This is a genomic window from Amycolatopsis sp. 195334CR (genome assembly GCF_017309385.1).
GTDB lineage: Bacteria > Actinomycetota > Actinomycetes > Mycobacteriales > Pseudonocardiaceae > Amycolatopsis.
The window spans coordinates 4,216,121-4,239,499 of sequence record NZ_JAFJMJ010000001.1 but is presented as its reverse complement, the minus strand read 5'-3'; the positions used below and the strand labels follow the sequence as shown (position 1 = coordinate 4,239,499).

The following is a 23,379-nucleotide window of genomic DNA, read 5'->3' as shown; positions in this document are numbered from 1 at the left end:
GTCGGCGAACGCCTTGCACCGGCCGTCCTCCGACAGCGCGCCCTGAGCGCTGAACTCGACGAAGCCCACCGGGGTGGACATCACCGTCACACCGCCGGCCAGCGCGATCGAGCACTCGCCGTTGCGCAGAGCCTGCGCGGCGAGGTGCAGCGAGACCAGCGAGGACGAGCACGCCGTGTCGACCGAGACCGTCGGGCCCTGGAAGCCGAACGTGTAGGCGAGGCGGCCGGAGAGCAGGCTCGCCGACTGCGCGGTCTGCCACTCGTGCCCGGCGGTCTCGGCGGGCAGGCGGTACTCACCGCTGCCACCGCCGATGAACACCCCGGCGTCGGTGCCGCGGAGCGTGCCGGGATCGATCCCGGCGCGTTCCATCGCCTCCCACGCCGATTCGAGCAGCACGCGCTGCTGCGGGTCCATCACCAGCGCCTCACGCGGGGAGATGGCGAAGAAGTCGGGGTCGAAGTCGGCCACGTCGTAGAGGAAGCCGCCCTGGCGGGTGATGCTCTGCTTGTCCCCGAACAGCTTGTCGAAGTCCCAGCCGCGATCGGCGGGCATCTCACCGACGGCGTCCACCCCACCGGTCACCAACTGCCACAGGTCCTCCGGCGACCGCACCCCACCGGGGAAGCGGCACGCCATGCCCACGATCGCGATCGGGTCGTTGTCGACGGCTCCGGTGCTGCGAATGTGGCTTTCACCGCGCCCAGCCTCGCTGTGAATGTGGCTTTCACTGCCGAGGAGCTCGTCGAGGAGGTAGGTGGCCAGTTCGGCGGGCGTCGGGTAGTCGAAGACCAGGGTGGCGGGCAGGCTCAGGCCGGTTTCGGTGTTGAGCTGGTTCCGCAGGTCCACCGAGGTCAGCGAGTCGAAGCCCAGATCACGGAACGGCGAGCCGTCCTCGATCGCGTCGGTGGTCGAGTGCCCGAGCACCACGGCGATCTTCTCCCGGACCACGGCCAGCAGCGCGTCGGCCCGGTCCTCCGCGGGCAACGACAGCAGCCGCTCCCGCAGCGCCGAGGAGTCCACATCGGACTCTTCAGTGACCGATGCCTCCGGCAGGTCGGCGAGCAGCGCACCCGGCAGCGAAGGCGCGAAGGGCTCCCACCGCACGTCCGCCACGGTCACCGAGGTGTCCCCGGCCGCCACCGCCCGGCCCAGCGCGGCGAACGCCAGTTCCCCGTCCATCCCGGGCAGCCCGCTCAACCGCAGGTGCCGCCCCAGCTGGCTTTCCGGCGTCTCCGCGAACGGACCCCAGGCCAGGTGCAGTGCCGTCGCCCCGCGGGCACGCCGGGCGCGGACCACCGCCTCGGCGTACGCGTCCACCGCGGCCTGCGCACCCCGGCCGCGCACACCCCAGACCCCGGCGATCGAGCCGAGCACCACAAAGGCGTCCAGTGGCCGGTCGCCGACCAGTTCGTCCAGCTCACGCACGCTGTCGAGGTCTTCGGCCCCGGCGTGGACCACGGCGGTGAAGTGGTCGGCGAAGTCGGCGGCGGTCCCGGTCACCACGGTGGCGCCACCGCGAGCCAGCCAGGTCGCCAGCTCCTCGTTGCCGCCGATCAGCAGGACCGTGCCTTCCGGTGTCCAGGACCCGGTGGCCCCGGGTGCCCGGACCAGGCGCCTGCCGAAGATCCCGTGCTCCCGGACGGCGACCTGGTTCTCGGTCCCGGCGAGCACGGCGGCGAGCCCGGCCGCGGTGGTCAGGTCGATCAGACCACCCCAGCGGTCCGGCTGTTCCAGCGCGGAAACCCGGCCCTGACCCCAGATCGCGGCCTGCCCGAAGTTCCCGGCGACCTCGTCACCGACCGCGACCGCACCCCGCGTCACGCACCACAGCGGCGCGGTGATGCCCGCTTCGCCGAGCACCTGCAGTTGTTCCGCGGGCCAGGCGTGGTCGGGCACCTCGGTGCCCTCGGTCGCCAGCAGCGACACCACCCCGTCGAACGCGGAGTCGTTGACCTCCAGCAGCAACCCGGCGAGTTCGGCGCGGCTGCGCACGTCCAGGCAGACGGTGTTGTCGCCCAGTGATTCCACCACGTCGGAGGTCCACGCGTCCTCGGCCGTCTCCGCCGGGAGCAGCACCAGCCAGCGGCCGTCGAGCTCGTCTCCGGCGCTGATCGGCGTCCACACCGTCTGATACCGCCAGCTGTCCACAACGGACTGCTCGCGGCGACGGCGACGCCAGGACGACAGGGCCGGGACCACCGCGGTCACCGTCTCGTCGTCCAGTTCCAGGGTGGACGCCACCGAATCGACGTCCGCGCGGTCGATCGCCGCCCAGAACTCCGCGTCGGCCGGATCAGCCTCCGGCGGGCCCATCGAGATGGTGCCCTCCGGCCAGTACCGCTCACGCTGGAAGGCGTAGGTCGGCAGCTCGACCCGGGACGCGCCGGTGCCGGTGAAGTAGTTCGCCCACTCCACCTCGACGCCGTTGGCGTGCAGCGTGCCCAGCGCGGCGGTGAGCGCGAGTTCCTCGTCGCGGTCCTTGCGCAGCAACGGGACCACGAGCGCGTCCTCGGTGACCATCGCGGCCAGCACGCCGTCCGGGCCCAGTTCGACCATCGTGGTGACCCCGGCCTCGGCCAGCGTGCGCACGTTGTCCGCGAACCGGACGGTGTCGCGCACGTGGTTCACCCAGTAGTCCACTGTGGTCACGTCGCCGGTGGTGACCACCGGGATCCGCGGCTCGTGGAAGGTCAGGCCTTCGATGGCGGCCCGGAAGTCGTCCAGCATCGGGTCCATCAGCGGCGAGTGGAAGGCGTGCGACACCTTCAACCGCGAGGTCTTCTCGAAGCCCTCCGCGATGGCCAGCACTTCGGCCTCGTCACCGGCGATGACCACGCTGGACGGCCCGTTGACCGCGGCGATCGAGACACCCTCGGTGAGCGTGATCTCGTCCTCGGTCGCCTTGATCGCGACCATGGCGCCGCCGGTAGGCAGGGCCTGCATCAGGCGAGCGCGGGCGGCGACCAGCGTGCACGCGTCCTCCAGGCTGAACACCCCGGCCACGTGCGCGGCGGCGATCTCCCCGATGGAGTGCCCGGCGAGCCGGTCGGCCCGCAGCCCCAGGTGCGAAGCCAGCCGGTACAGCGCCACCTCGACGGCGAACAGCGCGGGCTGCGCCCAGCCGGTCTGCTGGAGCAGTTCGCTGTCGTCGCCCCAGACCACCTCGCGCAGCGGGCGGTCCAGTTCGACGTCGAGGTGCGCGGCCACCGCGTCGAAGGCGTCCGCGAAGACCTCGAACCGGTCGTACAGCTCGCGGCCCATGCCGATCCGCTGCGAACCCTGACCGGTGAACAGGAACGCGGTCTGCCCGTCGCCCCGGCGCACCGACGCCCGGGCGCCCTCGGTCACCTCACCGCCGGTCACCAGCAGCACCGCGCGGTGCGCGAAGGCGGAGCGGGTGGTGGCGAGCGAGTACCCGATGTCCACTGTGGATTCTTCGGGGTGGTGCTCAGCGAAGGCACGCAGGCGCTCGGTCTGCGCGGCGAGCGCGTCCTTCGTCCGGCCGGAGACCAGCCACGGCACCACGGTCGGCGTCACCACCGCCGGGACGACCTCGGCTTCGATCGCCGGGGCCTGCTCCAGCACCACGTGCGCGTTGGTCCCGCTGACCCCGAACGCCGAGACCCCGGCGCGGCGCGGGCGGTCGGTCACCGGCCACGGCCGTGCCTCGTCGAGCAGCGAGACCGCGCCCGCGCTCCAGTCCACATGGGACGAAGGCGCGTCCACGTGCAGCGTCTTCGGCAGCACACCGTGACGCATGGACATGACCATCTTGATCACACCGGCCACGCCGGCTGCCGCCTGCGCGTGGCCGATGTTCGACTTGATCGAGCCGAGCCACAACGGTTCCTCGCGGTCGGCGCCGAAGGTGCCGAGCAGTGCCTGCGCCTCGATCGGGTCGCCCAGCGTGGTGCCGGTGCCGTGGGCCTCCACCGCGTCGATCTCGGCGGTGCCCACCCCGGCGTCGGCCAGCGCCTGCCGGATCACCCGCTGCTGGGACGGGCCGTTGGGCGCGGTCAGGCCGTTGGAGGCACCGTCGGAGTTGACCGCGGAACCCTTGAGCACGCCCCACACCTGGTGGCCGTTGGCGAGGGCGTCGGACAGCCGTTCCAGCACCAGCATGCCGGCGCCTTCGGCCCAGGCCGTGCCGTCGGCGGCCTCGGCGAACGCCTTGCAGCGGCCGTCGGCGGCGAGCCCGCCCTGGGTGGTGAACTCGATGAACGAGTCCGGGCTGGCCATCACCGAGACACCACCGGCCAGCGCCAGGCCGCACTCCCCGGCACGCAGCGCGCGGGTGGCCCAGTGCATCGCGACCAGCGAGGACGAGCACGCGGTGTCGACGGTGACCGCCGGGCCCTCCAGCCCGAGGTTGTAGGCCAGGCGGCCGGACATCACGCTCGCGGTGTTGCCGGTCGCGACGTACCCCTGCACGTCGGCCGACGCGCGCCGGAGCACGCTCGGATAGTCCTGACCGTTGGTGCCGACAAAAACGCCGGTCTGGCTGCCGCGCAGCTTCGACGGGTCGATGCCGGCGCGTTCGAGGGCTTCCCACGCGGTCTCCAGCACGAGCCGCTGCTGCGGGTCCATCGCCAGTGCCTCGCGGGGGCTGATGCCGAAGAAGGTGGCGTCGAAATCGGCCACCCCGCTGAGGAATCCGGCTTCGCGGGTGGCCGAGGCGCCCTGGGCGAGCATGCCGAGGTCCCAGCCGCGGTCCTCGGGGAACGCCGAGACCCCGTCACGCCCTTCGGCGAGCAGCTCCCACAGTTCCTCGGGCGAGGTGACGCCACCGGGGAAGCGGCAGCCGATCCCGACGATGGCGATCGGGTCATCCGCGACCGCCGAGGTGCTGTGAATGTGGCTTTCACTGCCGATTCCGCTGTGAATGTGGCTTTCACTGCGCCCGGCCTCGCCCTGAAGGTGGCTTTCCCGGCCCAGCAATTCGCCCAGGAGGTGTTCGGCGAGGGCTCGGGGGGTCGGGTAGTCGTAGATCAGGGAGGCGGGCAGGGTGAGGCCGGTCGCGGCAGCCAGGCCGTTGCGCAGTTCCAGCGTGGTCAGCGAGTCGAAGCCCAGATCGCTGAACGCCCGGTCCGGCTCGACCTCGCTCGCGTCGGCGTGCCCGAGCACCGCGGCGACCTGCGTCCGCAGCATCTCCAGCACCTTGCGCGACCGCTCCGCCGGGGCCAGCTCCGCGAGCTCGTGCCCGGCCGGCTGCTCGGCGGGCCCGGCAGGCCCGACCTCCCGCATCCGCCGGACCTCCGGCAGGTCCGCGGCGAACGGCGCCGGGCGCAGCGCGGTCAGCGCCGGGTAGTAGCGCGTCCAGTCGATGTCGGCGACCACCAGCGTGGTCTGGTCGTGCTCGATCGCCTGCTTCAGCGCGGAGATCGCCAGCTCGGGCGCCATCGGGCTGAGCCCGCCGCGCCGCAGCCGGTGCGCCACCGCGTCGGCCGAATCGGCGACCATGCCGCCCTCGGCCCACGGGCCCCAGGCGATCGACGTCGCGGGCAGGCCCAGGCCGCGGCGGTGCTCGGCGAGCGCGTCGAGGTAGGCGTTCGCGGCGGCGTAGTTGCCCTGGCCCGCCGCGCCGATCACGCCGGCGGTCGAGGCGTAGAGCACGAACGCCGACAGCTCGCCGGTCAGCTCGTGCAGGTTCTTCGCGGCGATCGCCTTCGACCGCATGACCGCGTCGAACGACTCGGGTGTGAGCGCGTCGACGAGCCCGTCCTCGACCACCCCGGCGGTGTGGACCACCGCGTCGACCGGGTGTTCGGCGAGCACGGCGGCCAGCGCGTCCCGGTCGGCGACGTCACACGCCTTGATCGTGACGCGCTCGTCGGCGAGGTCGGCCGCACCGGGTGCGTCCGGGCCGCGACGGCTCAGCAGGAGCAGGTGCTCGGCGCCGTTGTCCAGCAGCCACCGCGCGATGTGCCTGCCGAGACCACCCGTGCCACCGGTGACCAGCACCGTGCCGCTCGGCTCGAAGCTGGCGCGCGGTTCGGGACCGGCGGGCCGGTGCACGAGCCGCCGGGCGTAGACCCCGGACGGCCGCACGGCGACCTGGTCCTCGTCACCGGCGAGCACACCGGGCAGCCGCCGCAGCGTGGCGCGGTCCAGTCGCCCGGGCAGGTCGATCAAGCCACCCCAGCGATCGGGGTGTTCCAGCGCGACCACCCGGCCCAGGCCCCAGATCGCGGCCTGCTCCGGTTCGGTCAGCGCCTCCGACCGGCCCACCGACACCGCACCGGAGGTCACGCACCACAGCGGCGCGTCGATCCCGGTGTCGCCCAGTGCCTGTACCACCGCGGTGGTGGCGGTCAGGTCCACAAGGGACAGCACGCCACCGAGCCGGGTACCCGCGACACCCAGGTCGCGGAGGCGCTCGGCCAGCGCGGTCCGGTCGTCGCCGGTGACCTCGACCAGCGTGGACTCCACGCCGAGGCCGTCGGCGATCTCGGCCGCCCGCTCACCGTCCCGCGCGAGCACGAGCCACGGCCCGGTCAGCGGCTTGGTGCCCGCGTCGACCGGCTTCCAGGTGACCGCGTAGCACCAGCCATCCACAGTGGACAGCTCCTGCCGCTTGCGCCGCCAGGTCGACAGCGCGGGCACCATCGCGGTGACCGTGTCGCCGTCGAGGTCCAGTGCCTGCGCGAGCGAGGCGACGTCGGCCCGCTCGACGGCGGACCAGAACTCGGCGTCCACCGGGTCCGCGGTGTCCGCCGGCGCCTCGGCGGCGCTGAGCTCCGGCCAGTACCGCTGGTGCTGGAACGGGTACGTCGGCAGTTCGACCGGACGGCCGCCGGTCTTGGCGAAGAACCCGGCCCAGTCGACCCGCACGCCGTGGACGTGCAGACCGGCCAGCGTGCCGAGCAGCGCGGTCACCTCGGCCCGGTCGCGGCGCAGCGCGGGCAGGAGCAGCGCGTCCTCACCCAGGCTCTCGCGGGCCATCCCGGACAGGACGCCGTCCGGCCCGAGTTCGAGGAAGTTGCGCACGCCCTCGCCGGCCAGCCACGAAATGCTGTCGGCGAACCTGACCGTGTCGCGCACGTGGTTCACCCAGTAGTCCACCGAGGTGACGTCGCCGGTGGTGGCGATGGGGATCCGCGGTGCCTCGAAGGTGACCTCCGCGATGGCGGCGCGGAAGTCGTCGAGCATGGCGTCCATGCGCGGCGAGTGGAATGCGTGCGAAACGGTGAGCCGCTTGGTCTTGCGCCCTTCGAACTGCGCCACCACCGCGGCGACGGCGTCCTCGTCGCCCGAGACCACGAGGGAGTTCGGCCCGTTGACGGCGGCGATCGAGACACCCTCGGTCAGGGTGACCTCGTCCTCGGTCGCCTCGATGGCCACCATGGCGCCACCGGCGGGGAGCGCCTGCATCAACCGGCCGCGCGCGGCGACCAGCTTCGCGGCGTCCTCCAGGGAAAACACCCCGGCGACGTGGGCCGCGGCGAGCTCGCCGATCGAGTGCCCGGCCAGGTAGTCCGGCTTGACGCCCCACGACTCGACCAGCCGGAACAACGCCACTTCCAGCGCGAACAACGCGGGCTGGGTGTACCCCGTCCCGTCGAGGGCCTCGGGGTCCGCCCACATCACCTCGCGCAGCGGCCGGTCCAGCTCGGTGTCGAAGTGCGCGAGCACGGCGTCCAGCGCGTCGGCGAACACCTCGAACCGGTCGTACAGCTCACGGCCCATCCCGGCCCGCTGGCTGCCCTGCCCGGTGAACAGGAAGGCGAGCCTGCCGCGTGCGGCGGTCCCGCGCACCAGCCCGGCGCCCGGCTGCCCGTCGCGCAACGCGGTCAGGCCCCGCACCAGTTCCGCGGTGTCCTCGGCCACCACGGCGGCGCGGTACTCGAAGGTGGACCGCGTGGTCGCCAGCGCGGCGGCCACGTCGGTCAGGTGCTGCTCTTCCACAGTGGACAGCAGACGCCCGGCCATCGCGCGGAGGGCGTCCTCGCTGCGGGCCGAAACCAGCACCGGCATCGGGCCCGACTCGGTGATCGCGGCGGGTGCCTCGACCGGTTCGGCCTGTTCGAGGATCGTGTGCACGTTCGTCCCGCTGAGGCCGAACGAGGACACCCCGGCCCGGCGCGGGCGGCCGGTCTCCGGCCACGGCGTCGACTCGGTGAGCAGCTGGATCGCGCCCGAACCCCAGTCCACGTGGGACGAGGGCTGGTCCACGTGCAGGGTCTTCGGCAGCACCCCGTGCCGCAGCGCCAGCACCATCTTGATCACGCTGGCCACACCCGAGGCCATCTGCGTGTGGCCGATGTTCGACTTGACCGAGCCGAGCAGCAACTGCCGGTCGGCGGCCTGCCCGTAGGTGGCCAGCAGCGCCTGCGCCTCGATCGGGTCGCCCAGCGCGGTCCCGGTGCCGTGCCCGTCCACCGCGTCCACTTCGGACGGTTCGAGCCCGGCGTTGGCCAGTGCCTGCAGGATCACCCGCTGCTGCGAAGGTCCGTTGGGCGCGGTCAGGCCGTTCGACGCGCCGTCCTGGTTCATCGCGCTGCCGCGGACCACGGCGAGCACCTCGTGCCCGTTGCGCCGCGCGTCGGACAGCCGCTCCAGCAGCACCAGGCCGACGCCCTCGGCCAGCGTCATGCCGTCGGCCGCGTCGGAGTAGGCCTTGCAGCGGCCGTCCTGCGCGAGCGCGCGCTGGCGGCTGAAGCCGACGAACGCACCCGGCGTCGCCATCACGCTGACCCCACCGGCGAGCGCCAGCGAGCTCTCCCCGCCACGCAGCGACTGGCAGGCCAGGTGCATCGCGACCAGCGACGAGGAGCACGCGGTGTCGATGGTGACCGCCGGGCCCTCCAGCCCGAACAGGTAGGACACCCGGCCGGACAGCACGCTCGACAGCGTGCCGGTGATCATGTGGCCCTCGGAGGCGCCGGCCGCGTCCGTGCCGCCGGTCGAGTAGTCCTGGTAGCTGGCACCGATGAACGCACCGGTCAGGCTGCCGCGCAGGGAGGCAGGGTCGATCCCGGCGCGCTCGAACGCCTCCCACGCGGTCTCCAGCAGCAGGCGCTGCTGCGGGTCCATCGCCAGCGCCTCGCGCGGGCTGATGCCGAAGAAACCGGGGTCGAAGTTCGCCACGTCGTGCAGGAAGCCGCCCTGCACCGAGTAGGTGCCGCCGGGGCGGTCGGGGTCCGGGTCGAACAACGCGTCGGCGTCCCAGCCGCGGTCGGCCGGGAACCCGGAGATGGCGTCGACCCCGCCGAGCACCAGCTCCCACAGGTCCTCGGGCGAGCTGACCCCGCCCGGGTAGCGGCAGGCCATGCCGACGATGGCGATCGGCTCGTCGTCGACGGCGGAGGTCACCACCGGCGCGATGGCCCGGCCCGGCCCGCCCTCGATCTCGCCGAGCAGGAACTCCACCAGCGCGAGCGGGTTCGGGTGGTCGAAGACCATCGTGGTCGGCAGGGTCAGCCCGGTCGCCGCGGCGAGCCGGTTGCGCAGGTCGACCGCGGTGATCGAGTCGAAGCCGATCTCGCGGAAGGCGCGGTGCTCGGACAGCTCGTCGGCCGAGGAGTGGCCGAGCACGGTGGCGACCTGCGTGCGGACCAGGTCGAGCAGCACGCGCTCCTGTTCGGCGGCGGGCAGCGTGCGCAGGCGGTCGGCGAACCCGCCGTCGTCCTTCGGCGCCGCGTTCGCCGCCTCCTCGGCCAGCTGCCGGACCTCGGGGATCTCGTCGAACAGCGTGGTCGGCCGGGTCGCGGTGAACACCGGGTGGTAGCGGTTCCAGTCGACGTCGGCGATCGCCACGTCGGTGTCGTTCTCGTCGAGCGCGCGGCCCAGCGCGGACAGCGCCAGGCGGGCCTTCATGAACACCAGGCCGCTGCGGCGGATCTGCTCCGGGTCGACGCGGCCGAGGCCGAGGTCGTCGGCCCAGATGCCCCAGGACACCGCGGTCGCGGGCAGGCCGCGGCCACGCCGGTTCTCGGCCAGCGCGTTGAGGTAGGCGTTGGCCGCGACGTAGGCACCGTGCTGACCGCTGCCCCACATGCCGGAGATGGACGAGAACAGCACGAACGAGTCGAGTTCCTCGTCGAGCAGCGCGTCCAGGTGCTCGGCACCGCGGACCTTGGCGTCGACCACCTGGCCGAAAGCGTCCGAAGTGGACTCGGCGAGGCTGTGCAGGCCGATCACCGCGGCGGTGTGGATGACGTTGCGGATCTGGTGGCCGTCGGCACGCAGGCCGTCGAGCAGGGCGGCCACGGCGTCGCGATCGGTGATGTCGCACGAGACCGCCGTCGCGTCGGAACCCAGTTCGCGCAGTGCGGCAATGAGTTCCGGCGCGCCGGGCGCGTCGATGCCGCGGCGGCTGATCAGCACGATCCGCTCCGCGCCCTGGTGGGCCAGCCAGTGGGCCACGTGCGGGCCGAGCGTGCCGGTGCCGCCGGTGATCAGCGTGGTGCCGCGCGGCCGCCACTCGCGGGCGCGGTCCGGTCGGGCCGGAGCGCGGACGATCCGGCGGGCGAGCGTGCCGGACGCGCGGATGGCGAACTGGTCCTCACCGGCCGGGTCGGCCAGCGCGGCGGCCAGCCGCTGCCCGGCGCGCGAGTCGAGCTGCTCGGGCAGGTCGATCATGCCGCCCCAGCGCTGCGGGTGCTCCAGCGCCACGGTCCAGCCGACGCCCATCACCTGCGCCTGCACCGGATGGGTCAGCTTGTCGGACCGTCCGGTGGAAACCGCACCACGGGTGAGGAACCACAGCGGAACGTCCGTCTGCTGCACCAGCTTCACGCTCAGGTCGAGGCCACGCGCCAGCGCGGGCTCGGTTTCGCTGGGCTCCTCGGCCATCGCGAGCAGCGACACCACCCCGGTGACGCCCTCGGTGTCCAACGGCGACCCGTCGAAGACCACGCGGCGCACCTCGGCGCCGTTCTCGGTCAGGGCGGTGAAGACGTCGTCGTCCTCGATGCCATCGGCGGTGACGAGCAACCAGGTGCCGGAAAGCGAAGCCTGGTTACCGCTCAACGGCTTCCAGCTGACCCGGTACCGCCAGGAGTCCGCGGTGGACTGCTCGCGGTGCTGCTGGCGCCACGAGTTCAGCGCGGGCAGCACGGCCGCCAGCGACTCCTCGTCGACGTGCAGGCTGGAGGTGAGCGTGGCCAGGTCGGCGCGTTCCACGGCGGCCCAGAAGGCGGTGTCCACCGGGTCGGTGCCGGTCGGCTGCTCGGGCATCCGCGGCCCGCCCACCCAGTACCGCTCGTGCTGGAAGGCGTAGGTCGGCAGGGGCACCCGGCGCGCGCCGGTGCCCTCGAAGGCAGCCGCCCAGTCGACCGCGACCCCGCGCACGAACACCTCGGCGAGCGAGGTCCACACCCGGTCCAGGCCACCGAGGTCGCGGCGGAGCGTGCCCGCGACCACGCCGCGCTCCCCGGCGTCGGCGAGGGTGTCCTCCACCCCGACCGTCAGCACCGGGTGCGAGCTGACCTCGATGAACGCCCGATGCCCGGCGGCGACCAGATCGCGGACGGCACCGGCAAGGTGCACGGTCTGGCGCAGGTTGCGGTACCAGTAGTCGGCGGTCAGTTCGGCGCCATCGACCCACTCGCCGGTGACCGTCGACAGGAACGGGATCCGCGGCCGCTGCGGGTCGAGCCCGTGCAGGTCACGCAGGATCTCGTCGCGGATGTCCTCGACGTGCGCGGAGTGCGAGGCGTAGTCCACCACGATCCGGCGCACACGCACGCCTTCCGCGGCGAGCGTCTCCAGGAGTTCGTCCAGTGCCTCGGGATCACCGGAGACGGCAACCGTGCGCGGGCCGTTCTCGGCGGCCAGCGACAGCCTGCCGTCCCAGGCGGCGAGCCGTTCGGTGACCTCGTCGGCGGGCAGCGCGATCGACGCGATGCCACCACGCCCGGCCAGTTCCCTGGCGATCGCCTGGCTGCGCAGGGCGACCACCTTCGCGGCGTCCTCCAGCGACAACGCGCCGGACACGCAGGCGGCGGCGATCTCACCCTGCGAGTGCCCGACCACCGCGTCCGGGACCACGCCGTAGGAACGCCACACCTCGGCGAGCGAGACCATCACCGCGAACGACGCGGGCTGCACCACGTCGACCCGCTCCATCGACGGCGCGCCCTCGACGCCACGCAGGACGTCGAGCAGCGACCAGTCGAGGTGCGGCGCCAGCGCGGCGGCGCATTCGGCGATCCGCGCGGCGAACACCGGCGACTCGTCGATGAGCTGCGCGCCCATGCCGGCCCACTGCGCGCCCTGGCCGGGGAAGACGAAGGTGGTGCGGGCGTCCAGGTCGGCCAGCCCGCGCACCTCGGCGGACCCGATCAGCACCGTGCGGTGCTCGAACTTCGAGCGCGTGGTGGCCAGCGAGAACCCGACGTCGACCGGGCGCTCGCCCTCGACCGCGGGCAGCAGGTTGGCGATCTGCGCGGTCAGCGCGGCCTCGCTGCGGGCCGAAAGCACCCACGGCACCGCCGGCGCCTGCTCGATCACCATCGGCGCGGGCTCCACCGAAACCGGCGGCGCCTCTTCGAGAATGGTGTGCGCGTTCGTGCCGCTGATGCCGAACGACGAGATCGCGCAGCGGCGCGGACGGCCGTTCCGCACCCACGACACCGGCTCGTTCAGCAGCGACAGCGCCCCCGAGCTCCAGTCCACATGCGACGAAGGCGCGTCCGCGTGCAGGGTTTGCGGCAGCATGCCGTTGCGCAGCGCCATCACCATCTTGATCACGCTGGCCACCCCGGCGGCCGACTGCGCGTGCCCGATGTTCGACTTGACCGAGCCCAGCCGCAGCGGCCGCTCCGGGTCGCGTTCGACGCCGTAGGTGGCCAGCAGCGCCTGCGCCTCGATCGGGTCCCCGAGCGCGGTGCCGGTGCCGTGCGCGTCGAGCGCGTCCACATCGGACGGTTTGACGCCCGCGTTCGCCAGCGCCTGCTGGATCACCCGCTGCTGCGACGGCCCGTTCGGCGCGGACAGCCCGTTCGAGGCGCCGTCCTGGTTGACCGCGGAACCCCGCACCACGGCGAGGATCGGGTGCCCGTTCCGCTCGGCGTCGGACAGCTTCTCCACCAGCAGCATGCCGATGCCCTCGGACAGGGTCATGCCGTCGGCGGAGTCGGAGAAGGCCTTGCACCGGCCGTCTTGGGCGAGCGCTCGCTGACGGCTGAACGCGATGAGCGGCTTGGGGTTCGGCATCACCGTGGCGCCGGCGGCCAGCGCCAGCGTGCTCTCCCCGCTGCGCAGCGACTGGCAGGCCAGGTGCAGCGCGACCAGCGAGGACGAGCACGCGGTGTCGACGGTGACGGCGGGGCCTTCGAGGCCGAAGACGTAGGAAACCCGGCCGGACAGCACGCTCGGGCTGCTGCCGGTCACCGCATAACCCTCGGAACCACCGCCGTCCATGGCGCCGTACTCGGAGTAGCTCGACCCGATGAACGCGCCGGTCCGGGTGCCGCGCAGCGAAGCCGGGTCGATCCCGGCGCGCTCGATTGCCTCCCAGGTGGTCTCCAGCAGCAGGCGCTGCTGCGGGTCCATGCCGACCGCTTCCCTCGGGGAGATGCCGAAGAACGCCGGGTCGAAGTCGCCCGCGGTGTGCAGGTAACCGCCCGCGGTCGAGTACGTGGTGCCCGGGTGGTCGGGGTCCGGGTCGTACAGCATGGCCATGTCGAAGCCGCGGTCGCCGGGGAACTCGGTGATCGCGTCGGTGCCCTCGGCGATCAGCTGCCAGAACTCCTCCGGCGTGTTCGCGCCACCGGGGAAGCGGCACGCCATGCCGATGATGGCGATCGGCTCGTCCGTGGTGCCGCCGTGGTTCGCCTGGTACACCACGGCTTCCGCGGCCGAACCGAGCAGTTCGGCGTGCAGGTGGTCGGCGAGCACCTTCGGCGTCGGGTAGTCGAAGACCAGCGTCGCGGGCAACGTCAGCCCGGTCGCGCCACCGAGCCGCTGACGCAGCTCGACCGCGGTCAGCGAGTCGAACCCGATCTCCTGGAAGGCCTTCTGCTCACCGACGTCCTCGGCGGAGCTGTGCCCGAGCACGGCCGCGGCTTCGGCACGCACCAGGGCGACCAGACGGCGGCGCTGCTCGGCCTCGGTCAGCTCGCGCAGTTCGCCGGCGAAGGTGGACGACTCGCCCGCCTGCTTCTGCTCGGCCTCGGCCAGCGCCTTGACCTCGGGCAACTCGCTGAGCAGGGCGCTCGGGCGGCGCGAGGTGAACAGCGGCTGGTAGCGGTTCCAGTCGACGTCGGCCACGGTCACCGTCACGTCGTGCTGCACGACCGCGCGGTGCAGTTCGGCGATCGCGGGCCCGGCGTCGAGGAAGGCGAGCCCCTGGCGCAGCAGGCTGCCCGACATCTCCTCGTGGGTGGCCATGCCGACCTCGGCCCACGGCCCCCAGGCGATCGAGGTCGCGGTCAGGCCCCGAGCACGGCGGTGCTCGGCCAGCGCGTCGAGATAGGCGTTCGCGGCGGCGTAGGCGCTCTGCCCTCCGCTGCCCCACACCCCGGCGATGGACCCGAACAGCACGAACAGGTCCAGTTCGCGGTCACCGACCAGCTCGGCGAGGTTCCGCGCGCCGAGCACCTTCGCGGACATCACGTCGGCGAACTCCGGCAGCCCGGTCAGCTCCAGCGGCGAGGACTGCCCGACCCCGGCGGTGTGCACCACGCCGGTCAACGGCAGGGCGGGCGGGATGCCGTCGAGCACCGCGGCCAGCGCGTCGCGGTCGGCGACGTCGCAGGCGACGATCTCCGCGCGCGCGCCCAGTTCGGTCAGCTCGGCACGCAGTTCGGCCGCGCCCGGCGCGTCCTCGCCCCGGCGGTTGGTCAGGATCAGGTTCTCCGCACCGCGACCGGCGAGCCAGCGCGCGACGGCGGCACCGAGGCCGCCGGTACCGCCGGTGACCAGCACGGTCCCGCCCGCGGTGAACTCGTCGGCGGCGGGCAGCGCGTCCACCGGCCGGTGTGCCAGGCGGCGGCCGAGCACCCCGGTGGTGCGGATCGCGGCCTGGTCCTCGTCGCCGGTGAGCACGCCGATCAGGCGTCGCAGCACGTTCGAGTCGGTTTCGGCGGGCAGATCGATCAGACCGCCCCAGCGCTGCGGGTACTCCAGTGCGGCGACGCGGCCGAAGCCCCAGACCGCGGCCTGCGGCAGCGACTCGACCTCGTCACCCTGACCGGTGCTCACCGCACCGCGGGTCAACGTCCACAGTGGAGCGTCCAGGGTGCGCAACACCGAGATGGTCAGCGCCAGACCGGTGGACAGCACGGGATGCGGTGCGTACGGCTGGTCGTCCAGCGCGAGCAGCGAGACCACCCCGGCGACCTCGCCGAGCCCGTCGAGGCGTTCGGTGATCGGGCCCTGCTCGGCGCATTCGGCATCGAGTTCGATCTGGCGCGCCTCGGCGCCGTGCGCAGCCAGCAGTTCGCGTACCTGTCCGGCCAGTTCGGCGTCCTGCTCACCGGTGAGCACCAGCCACTGCCCGCTGAGCACCGGTGTGACGCCGGTCCGCAGCGGGCTCCACTTGATCCGGTAGCGCCACGAGTCCAGCACGGACTTCTGCTGGTTGCTCTGCCGCCACGACGACAGCGCGGGCAGCAGTGTGTCCAAAGAGGACTGCTGCTGCTCGCCGAGGTGGAGCAGCGCGGCCAGCTCGTCGGCGTCACCGCGTTCGATCGCCGCCCAGAGGCGTTCGTCGCTGGGGTCGGCCGAGAACGCGGGCATCTCCGGCGCCTGCGGCCAGAAGTGCGAGTGCTGGAAGGCGTAGGTCGGCAGGTCCACCCGCCGCACCCCGCGGCCGTCGAAGAAGCTCGGCCAGCCGACCTGCACGCCGTGCAGGTGCAGCCGGGTCAGCGCGGTCACGCAGGTGGCTTCCTCACCACGACCGGCGCGCTGGATGGCGACCACGTTCCCGGCGTCCTCACCGAGCACCTCGCCGATCATCGGCGCGAGCGCGGCGTCCGGGCCCAGTTCCAGGAACGTCCGCACCCCGGAGTCGTGCAGCGTGCGCACGCCGTCGGCGAACCGGACGGCCTCGCGGACGTGCCGCACCCAGTAGTCGGGCGAGGACATCGCGTCGGTGTCGAAGTGCCCGGTCAGGTTGGACACCACCGGGATCTTGGGCGCGGCGAAGGCCAGCTCGGCCACCACCTGCCCGAACTCCGCCAGCATGGCGTCCATGCGCGGCGAGTGGAACGCGTGCGAAACGCTCAGGCGCTTGGTCTTGCGCCCCTCGAACTGCGCGACGATCGACTCGACGGCCTCCTCGTCGCCCGAAATGACCACGGAGTTCGGGCCGTTGATCGCCGCGATCGACGCACCCTCGACGAGCGTGATCTCGTCCTCGGCCGCCTGGATCGCCACCATCGCACCACCGGTCGGCAGCGCCTGCATCAGCTTCCCGCGCGCGGTGACCAGCTTCGCGGCGTCGGCGAGGGTGAGCACCTCGGACACGTGCGCCGCGGTGATCTCGCCGATCGAGTGCCCGCCCAGGAAGTGGACCTTCACGCCCCACGAGCGAACGAGGCGGAACAGCGCCACCTCGACGGCGAAGATGGCGGGCTGGGCCCAGCCGGTCTGGTCGAGCAGGCCGGTCTCGTCATCCCACATGACCTCGCGCAGCGGGCGCTCCAGATGCGCGTCGAGCGCGTCGGCCACCTCGTCGAAGGCCTCGGCGAACACCGGGAACCGCAGGTACAGCTCGCGACCCATCCCGGCGCGCTGGCTGCCCTGCCCGGTGAACAGCATCGCGATCTTGCCCGAACCCGACTCACCGGTGAGCACCCCGGCGTCCGGGCTGTCGGCGGCCAGTGCGGCGAGCGAGCGCAGCAGGGCTTCGCGGTCCTCGCCGACCACGGCGGCGCGGTGTTCGAAGGCTGACCGGGCGGTCGCCAGCGAGTACGCCAGGTCCGCCGGCTCCAGCTCCGGCTTGTCGTCCACATAGGACAGCAGTCGGGCGGCCTGCGCCCGTACCGCGTCCCGGGTCTTGCCCGACAGCAGCCACGGCACCACACCGTCCAGGGACGGCCGCTCCTCGACGACCACCGGCGCGGGCTGCTCCAGGATCACGTGCGCGTTGGTACCGCTGATGCCGAACGAGGAGATGCCCGCGCGCCACGGGCGGCCGACGTCGGCCAGCTCCTTCGCCTCGGTGAGCAGTTCGACGTCACCGGCCGTCCAGTCCACGTGGGACGACGGCTCGTCGATGTGCAGCGTCTTCGGCAGGACGCCGTACTTCAGCGCCAGCACCATCTTGATCACCCCGGCCGCACCGGCGGCGGCCTGCGTGTGGCCCAGGTTCGACTTGATCGAACCGAGCAGCAGCGGGCGGTCGCGGTGCTTGCCGTAGGTGGCCAGCAGCGCCTGCGCCTCGATCGGGTCACCGAGCGAGGTCCCGGTGCCGTGTGCTTCGACGGCGTCCACATCGGACGTGGTGAGCCCGGCGCTGGCCAGCGCCTGCTGGATCACGCGCTGCTGCGACGGCCCGTTCGGCGCCATCAGCCCGTTGGACGCGCCGTCCTGGTTGATCGCCGAGCCCTTGACCACCGCGAGCACCTCGTGCCCGTTGCGGCGGGCGTCCGAGAGCCGCTCCAGCACCAGCACACCGACGCCCTCGGACCAGCCGACGCCGTCGGCCGAGTCGGCGAACGCCTTGCACCGGCCGTCCGGGGAAAGCCCGCGCTGGCGGGAGAACTCGATCAGCGCGATCGGCGTGGACATCACCGTGACACCACCGGCCAGCGCGAGCGAGCACTCGCCGTTGCGCAGCGCCTGCGCCGCCAGGTGCAGGGTGACCAGCGACGACGAGCAGGCCGTGTCCACGGTGACCGCGGGGCCTTCCAGCCCGAGCGTGTAGGAAACGCGGCCGGAGACGATGCTCGGCGAAGTACCGCTGCCCTGGTAACCCTCGGACGCGCCACCGCCCATCGCGCCGCCGTAGTCGTTGTACATCACCCCGGCGAACACGCCGGTCTGGCTGCCGCGCAGGGAAACCGGGTCGATCCCGGCCCGTTCGATCGCCTCCCACGACACCTCCAGCAGCAGGCGCTGCTGGGAGTCGGTGGCGACCGCCTCACGCGGGCTCATGCCGAAGAACCCGGCGTCGAACTCCCCCGCGTCGTGCAGGAAGCCGCCGGACCGGGTGTAGGAGGTGCCCGGGTGGTCGGGGTCCGGGTGGTACAGCTTCTCCAGGTCCCAGCCGCGATCGGTGGGGAAGCCGGAGATCGCGTCCTCGCCGTCGAGCATCAGCTGCCACAGCTGCTCCGGGCTGGCCACGCCACCCGGGTAGCGGCAGCCCATGCCGACGATCACGATCGGGTCGTCGCCGGTCAGCGTGGCCGGGCGCGCCTGCTCCGGGATCACCGCGTCGGCCTCGAACAGCTCCCCGGCCAGGTAGCCGGCCAGCACGTTCGGCGTCGGGTAGTCGAAGACCATGGTGGCGGGCAGGCGCAGGCCGGTGACCGCGGTCAGCCGGTTGCGCAGTTCGACCGCGGTCAGCGAGTCGAAGCCGAGGTCCTTGAACTGGCGGTCGGGCTCGATCTCCGCGCCGTCGGCGTGGCCGAGCACCGCGGCCACCTGGTCGCGGATGAGCTCGAGCAGCACGTCGCGGCGTTCGTCCTCGCTGAGCCCGGACAGCCGGCGCACCAGCGTGTCGGCGGCCTCGGAGCTGGCCACCGCGGACCGGCGCGAGCGCGTGCGGATGAGCCCGCGGAACAGCGGCGGGATCTCCGGCTGCGCCCGCAGCACGGACAGGTCGAGGCGCAGCGCCAGCACGGCCGCGTCCTCGGCGGTGAGCGCGGCGTCGAAGAGCGCGACACCCTGGTCGACGGTCAGCGCGGGCATGCCGGAGCGCGCCATGCGCTCGGCGTCCGCGCCGGACAGCATGCCGGTCTGGTCCCAGGCGCCCCAGCCGATCGAGGCCGCGGGGTGTCCTTCGGCGCGGCGGCGGGCGGCGAGTGCGTCCAGGAAGGCGTTGGCGGCGGCGTAGTTGCCCTGCCCCGGATTGCCGAACACCCCGGCGGCCGAGGAGAACACCACGAAGGCCGACAGGTCGCCGGTCAGTTCGTGCAGGTGCCAGGTGGCGTCGGCCTTGGGCCGGAGCACGGTGTCGAGCCGCTCGGGGGTGAGCGAGCCGATGGTGCCGTCGTCGAGCACACCCGCGGTGTGCACCACGGCCTTGATCTCGTGCTGGGACACCAGTTCGGCGACCTGGTCGCGGTCGGTCACGTCGCAGGCGACGACCCGGGCTTCCGCGCCCAGCTCGGCGAGTTCGGCGACGAGTTCGCCGACGCCCTCGGCGTCCGGGCCGCGGCGGCTGACCAGCAGCAGGTCGCGTACGCCGTGCTCACCGGCGAGGTGCTTGGCGATGACCCTGCCCAGACCACCGGTACCGCCGGTGATCAACACTTGACCGGCCCAGGCGAACTCGCGCTGCTGCGGCAGCGCCCGGGCGAGCCGGGCGGCGTAGACCTTGTTCTTCCGGATGGCCAGCTGCGGCTCGTCGACGCCGATCGCCTTGGTCAGCGGCGATTCACCGTCCACGTCGATCAGCCCGAAGCGCCCGGGGTTCTCCGACTGCGCGGACCGCACCAGGCCCCAGACCGTCGCGGCGGCCACGTCGGGCAGGTCGCCCTCGGCGGCGGCCACCGCGTCCCGCGTCACGAAGACCAGGCGGGAGTCGGCGAAACGCTCCTCGGCCAGCCATTCCTGCACCACACCGAGCACGTGCGCGCTGACCGCGTGCGCGGCCTCGACGGTGTCCCCGCTGGTTTCGACGTGGTACAGCACCCAGTCCGGCACGTCCACAATGGACGCGAGATCGGAAGTCTCGGCGGAGGTCGGTTCGGTGGTGGCGTGCTGCGCGGCCACCCAGTCGAGCCGGAACAGCGAGTCGCGGCCGACGGTCACGTTCAGCTGTTCCGTGGCGACCGCGCGCAGGACGAGCGTCTCGACCGAGGCGACCGGTTCACCGGCGGCATCGGCCACGGCGATCGACATGGCGTCGTCGGCGACCGGCGAAAGCTTGACCCGGACGGTGGAGGCACCGGTCGCGTGCAGCGACACGCCTTCCCACGAGAACGGCAGCCCGCCCTGGCTTTCCGGGCCGAACTCGACGAACCGCGAGGCGTGCAGCACGGCGTCCAGCAGCGCCGGGTGGAGCTCGAAGGCCTCGTTGTCGACGTCCTCGGGCAGCGCGACCTCGGCGTACACGTCCTCGCCGAGCTGCCACGCGGCACGCAGGCCCTGGAACGAGGGCCCGTAGGCGAACCCGTCGGCGGCCAGGCCGTCGTACAGTCCGGTCAGGTCGATCGGCTGGGCGTCCTTCGGCGGGAACTCCTTGGCGTCGAAGGGAACCTGCTTCGACTCGGCGGTCAGCACACCGGTGGCGTTCGGGGTCCACGGCTGCTCGTCGTCGGTGTCGAGGCGCGAGTAGATGTCGACGGTCCGGCGGCCGGCCTGGTCGGGGCGGCCGACCCAGATCTGCACCTGGACGCCGCCCTGCTCGGGCAGCACCAGCGGACCGGTGAGAGTCAGCTCCTCGACGCGGTCGCAGCCGACCTCGTCCCCGGCGCGGATGGCCAGCTCCAGGAACGCCGTACCGGGCAAGAGAACCCGGCCGGACACCGCGTGGTCGGCCAGCCACGCGTGCGTGTGCAGGGAAAGGCGGCCGGTCAGCAGGGCGCCGTCGGAGTCCGCGAGCGAGACCGCCGCGGCCAGCAGCGGGTGCCGAGCGGCACCGAGCCCGGACGAACGCGGGTCACCGCCGAAGCCGAACCCACCGCCCTTCGGCCAGTAGCGCTTGGTCTGGAAGGCATACGTCGGCAGCGGGACGCGCACCGCGCCGGTGCGGTCGAAGTACGCGCTCCACCGGACCGGGATCCCCTGGACGTGCAGGGTGGCCAGCGCGGCGGTGCCGGTCTCGACTTCCTCGCGGCCGGACCGCAGCACCGGAACGGCCGTGGCGTCGTCCACGATCTCCTGGACCATCGCGGACAGCACACCGTCCGGGCCCAGCTCCAGGAACGTGCCGACACCGTGGCCGCGCAACCAGGCCACGCCGTCGGCGAACCGCACGGCCTGCCGGACGTGGTCCACCCAGTAGTCCGGGGACGTGACCTGCTCGACGCGGGCCAGTTCGCCGGTCAGGTTCGACACGAACGGGATGAGCGGAGCCTGCAGGTCGAGTTCCGCAACCACCGCGCGGAAATCGTCGAGCATGGCGTCCATGCGCGGCGAGTGGAAGGCGTGCGAAACGCTCAGGCGCTTGGTCTTGCGCCCCTCGAACTGCGCGACGATCGACTCGACGGCCTCCTCGTCGCCGGAAACCACCACGGAATTCGGACCGTTGATCGCCGCGATCGACGCACCCTCGACGGGTGTGATCTCGTCTTCCGTCGCTTGGATGGCCACCATCGCGCCACCGGTCGGCAGCGCCTGCATCAGCTTTCCGCGCGCGTTGACCAGCTTCGCGGCGTCCTCAAGGGACAGCACACCCGCGACGTGGGCCGCCGCGATCTCACCGATCGAGTGCCCGGCGAGGAAGTCCGGTTTCAGGCCCCACGACTCGGCCAGCCGGTACAGCGCCACCTCGATGGCGAACAACGCGGGCTGGGCGTTGCCGGTCCGGTTCAGGGCGTCAGGGTCGTCGCCCCACATGACGTCGCGGACGTCGAGGTGTTCGAGCACCTCGTCCAGCGCCGCCGCGAACACCGGGAAGCGGCCGTACAGCTCGCGGCCCATGCCCAGGCGTTGCGCGCCCTGACCGGTGAACAGGAAGGCCAGCTTCGACCGGCTGTGCGTGGTCCCGGTGAGCGTGCCCGGCGCGGCTTCACCGGCCGCGAGCGCGGTCAGTCCGGCACGCAGGTTCGCCGACGGCACCACCGCGCGGTGTTCGAAGCTCGCGCGGGTGGTCGCCAGTGAGTAGGCGAGGTCCAGCACCGGCGGCTCGTCGTCCAAAATGGACAGGATGCGCGCGGCCTGCGCCTTCAGCGCCTCGGCGTTCCGGCCGGAGACGAGCACCGGCACCGAGCCCGCCTCGACCGGCTCCGGCGCCTCGCCGTCGACGACCAGTTCCGGGGCCTGCTCGATGATGGTGTGCGCGTTGGTCCCGCTGATGCCGAACGAGGACACCGCCGCGCGCTTCGGTTCCCCGGTCTCCGGCCACGGCGTGTTCTCGGTGATCAGTTCGACCGCGCCGGCCGTCCAGTCCACATGGGACGTCGGCTGGTCGATGCCGAGCGACTTCGGCAGCACGCCGTGCCGCATGGACATGATCATCTTGATCACGCCGGCCACCCCGGCGGCGGCCTGGGTGTGGCTGATGTTGGACTTGATCGACCCCAGCAGCAGCGGCCGCTCGCGGTTCTGGCCGTAGGTGTTCAGCAGCGCCTGCGCCTCGACCGGGTCGCCGAGCGTGGTGGCCGTGCCGTGTGCCTCGACCACGTCGATCTGGTCCTCGGACAGCCGCGAGTTGATCAGCGCCTGCTGGATCACCCGCTGCTGAGACGGTCCGTTCGGCGCGGTCAGCCCGTTCGACGCGCCATCCTGGTTGACCGCGGATCCCCGCAGCACGGCCAGGACCTCGTGCCCGTTGCGCTGCGCGTCCGACAGCCGCTCCAGCACCAGCACCCCGGCGCCCTCGGCCCAGCCGGTGCCGTCGGCCGACTCGGCGAACGACCGGCACAGCCCGTCCGGCGAGAGCCCGCCCTGCCTGCTGAACTCGACGATGGTGGTCGGGCTGGACATGATCGTGGCGCCACCGGCCAGCGCCAGCTCGCATTCGCCGTTGCGCAGCGACTGCGTGGCCAGGTGCATGGCGACCAGCGAGGACGAGCACGCGGTGTCCACGGTGACCGCCGGGCCGACGAAGCCGAAGGTGTAGGAGATCCGGCCGGACAGCACGCTGTTGGAGTTGCCGAGCAGCTGGAAGCCTTCGCCGCCCTCACCCGGGCCGACCTGGTAGTCCTGCGCCATCGCGCCGACAAAAACCGCGGTCTGCGTGCCCTTGATCGAGGTCGGGTCGATGCCTGCCCGCTCCAGCGCCTCCCAGGTGACCTCCAGCAGCACGCGCTGCTGCGGGTCCATCGACAGCGCCTCGCGCGGTGAGATCCGGAAGAAGTCCGCGTCGAACTCCGGGGCGTCGTGGAGGAAGCCGCCGGAGCGGGTGTTCGACATCGCCAGCATCTCGGGGTTCCAGCCGCGGTCGGCCGGGAACTCGGTGATGCCGTGCTCGCCGGCGATCACCATGTCCCACAGCTGCTCCGGCGTGCGCACGTCACCGGGGTAGCGGCAGCCGATGCCGACGATGGCGATCGGCTCCTGCGAAGCGGCTTCGACCTCGTTCAGCCGCTGGCGCGTCCGCCGGAGGTCCGCGCTCGCGCGCCTGAGGTAGTCCCGGAGCTTCTGTTCGTTGTCCAT

General features: G+C 72.5%; 1 protein-coding gene (running past one end of the window). It reads right to left on the bottom strand.

All coding sequences use genetic code 11. The features are described 5' to 3' along the window. Nucleotides 1-23,379, bottom strand: the 5' portion of a protein-coding gene (locus JYK18_RS20280) for a type I polyketide synthase (RefSeq protein WP_206803530.1). It extends 3,975 nt beyond the left edge of the window; the window shows 23,379 of its 27,354 coding nt (coding positions 1-23,379); its start codon is at nucleotides 23,377-23,379; its stop codon lies beyond the left edge, outside the window.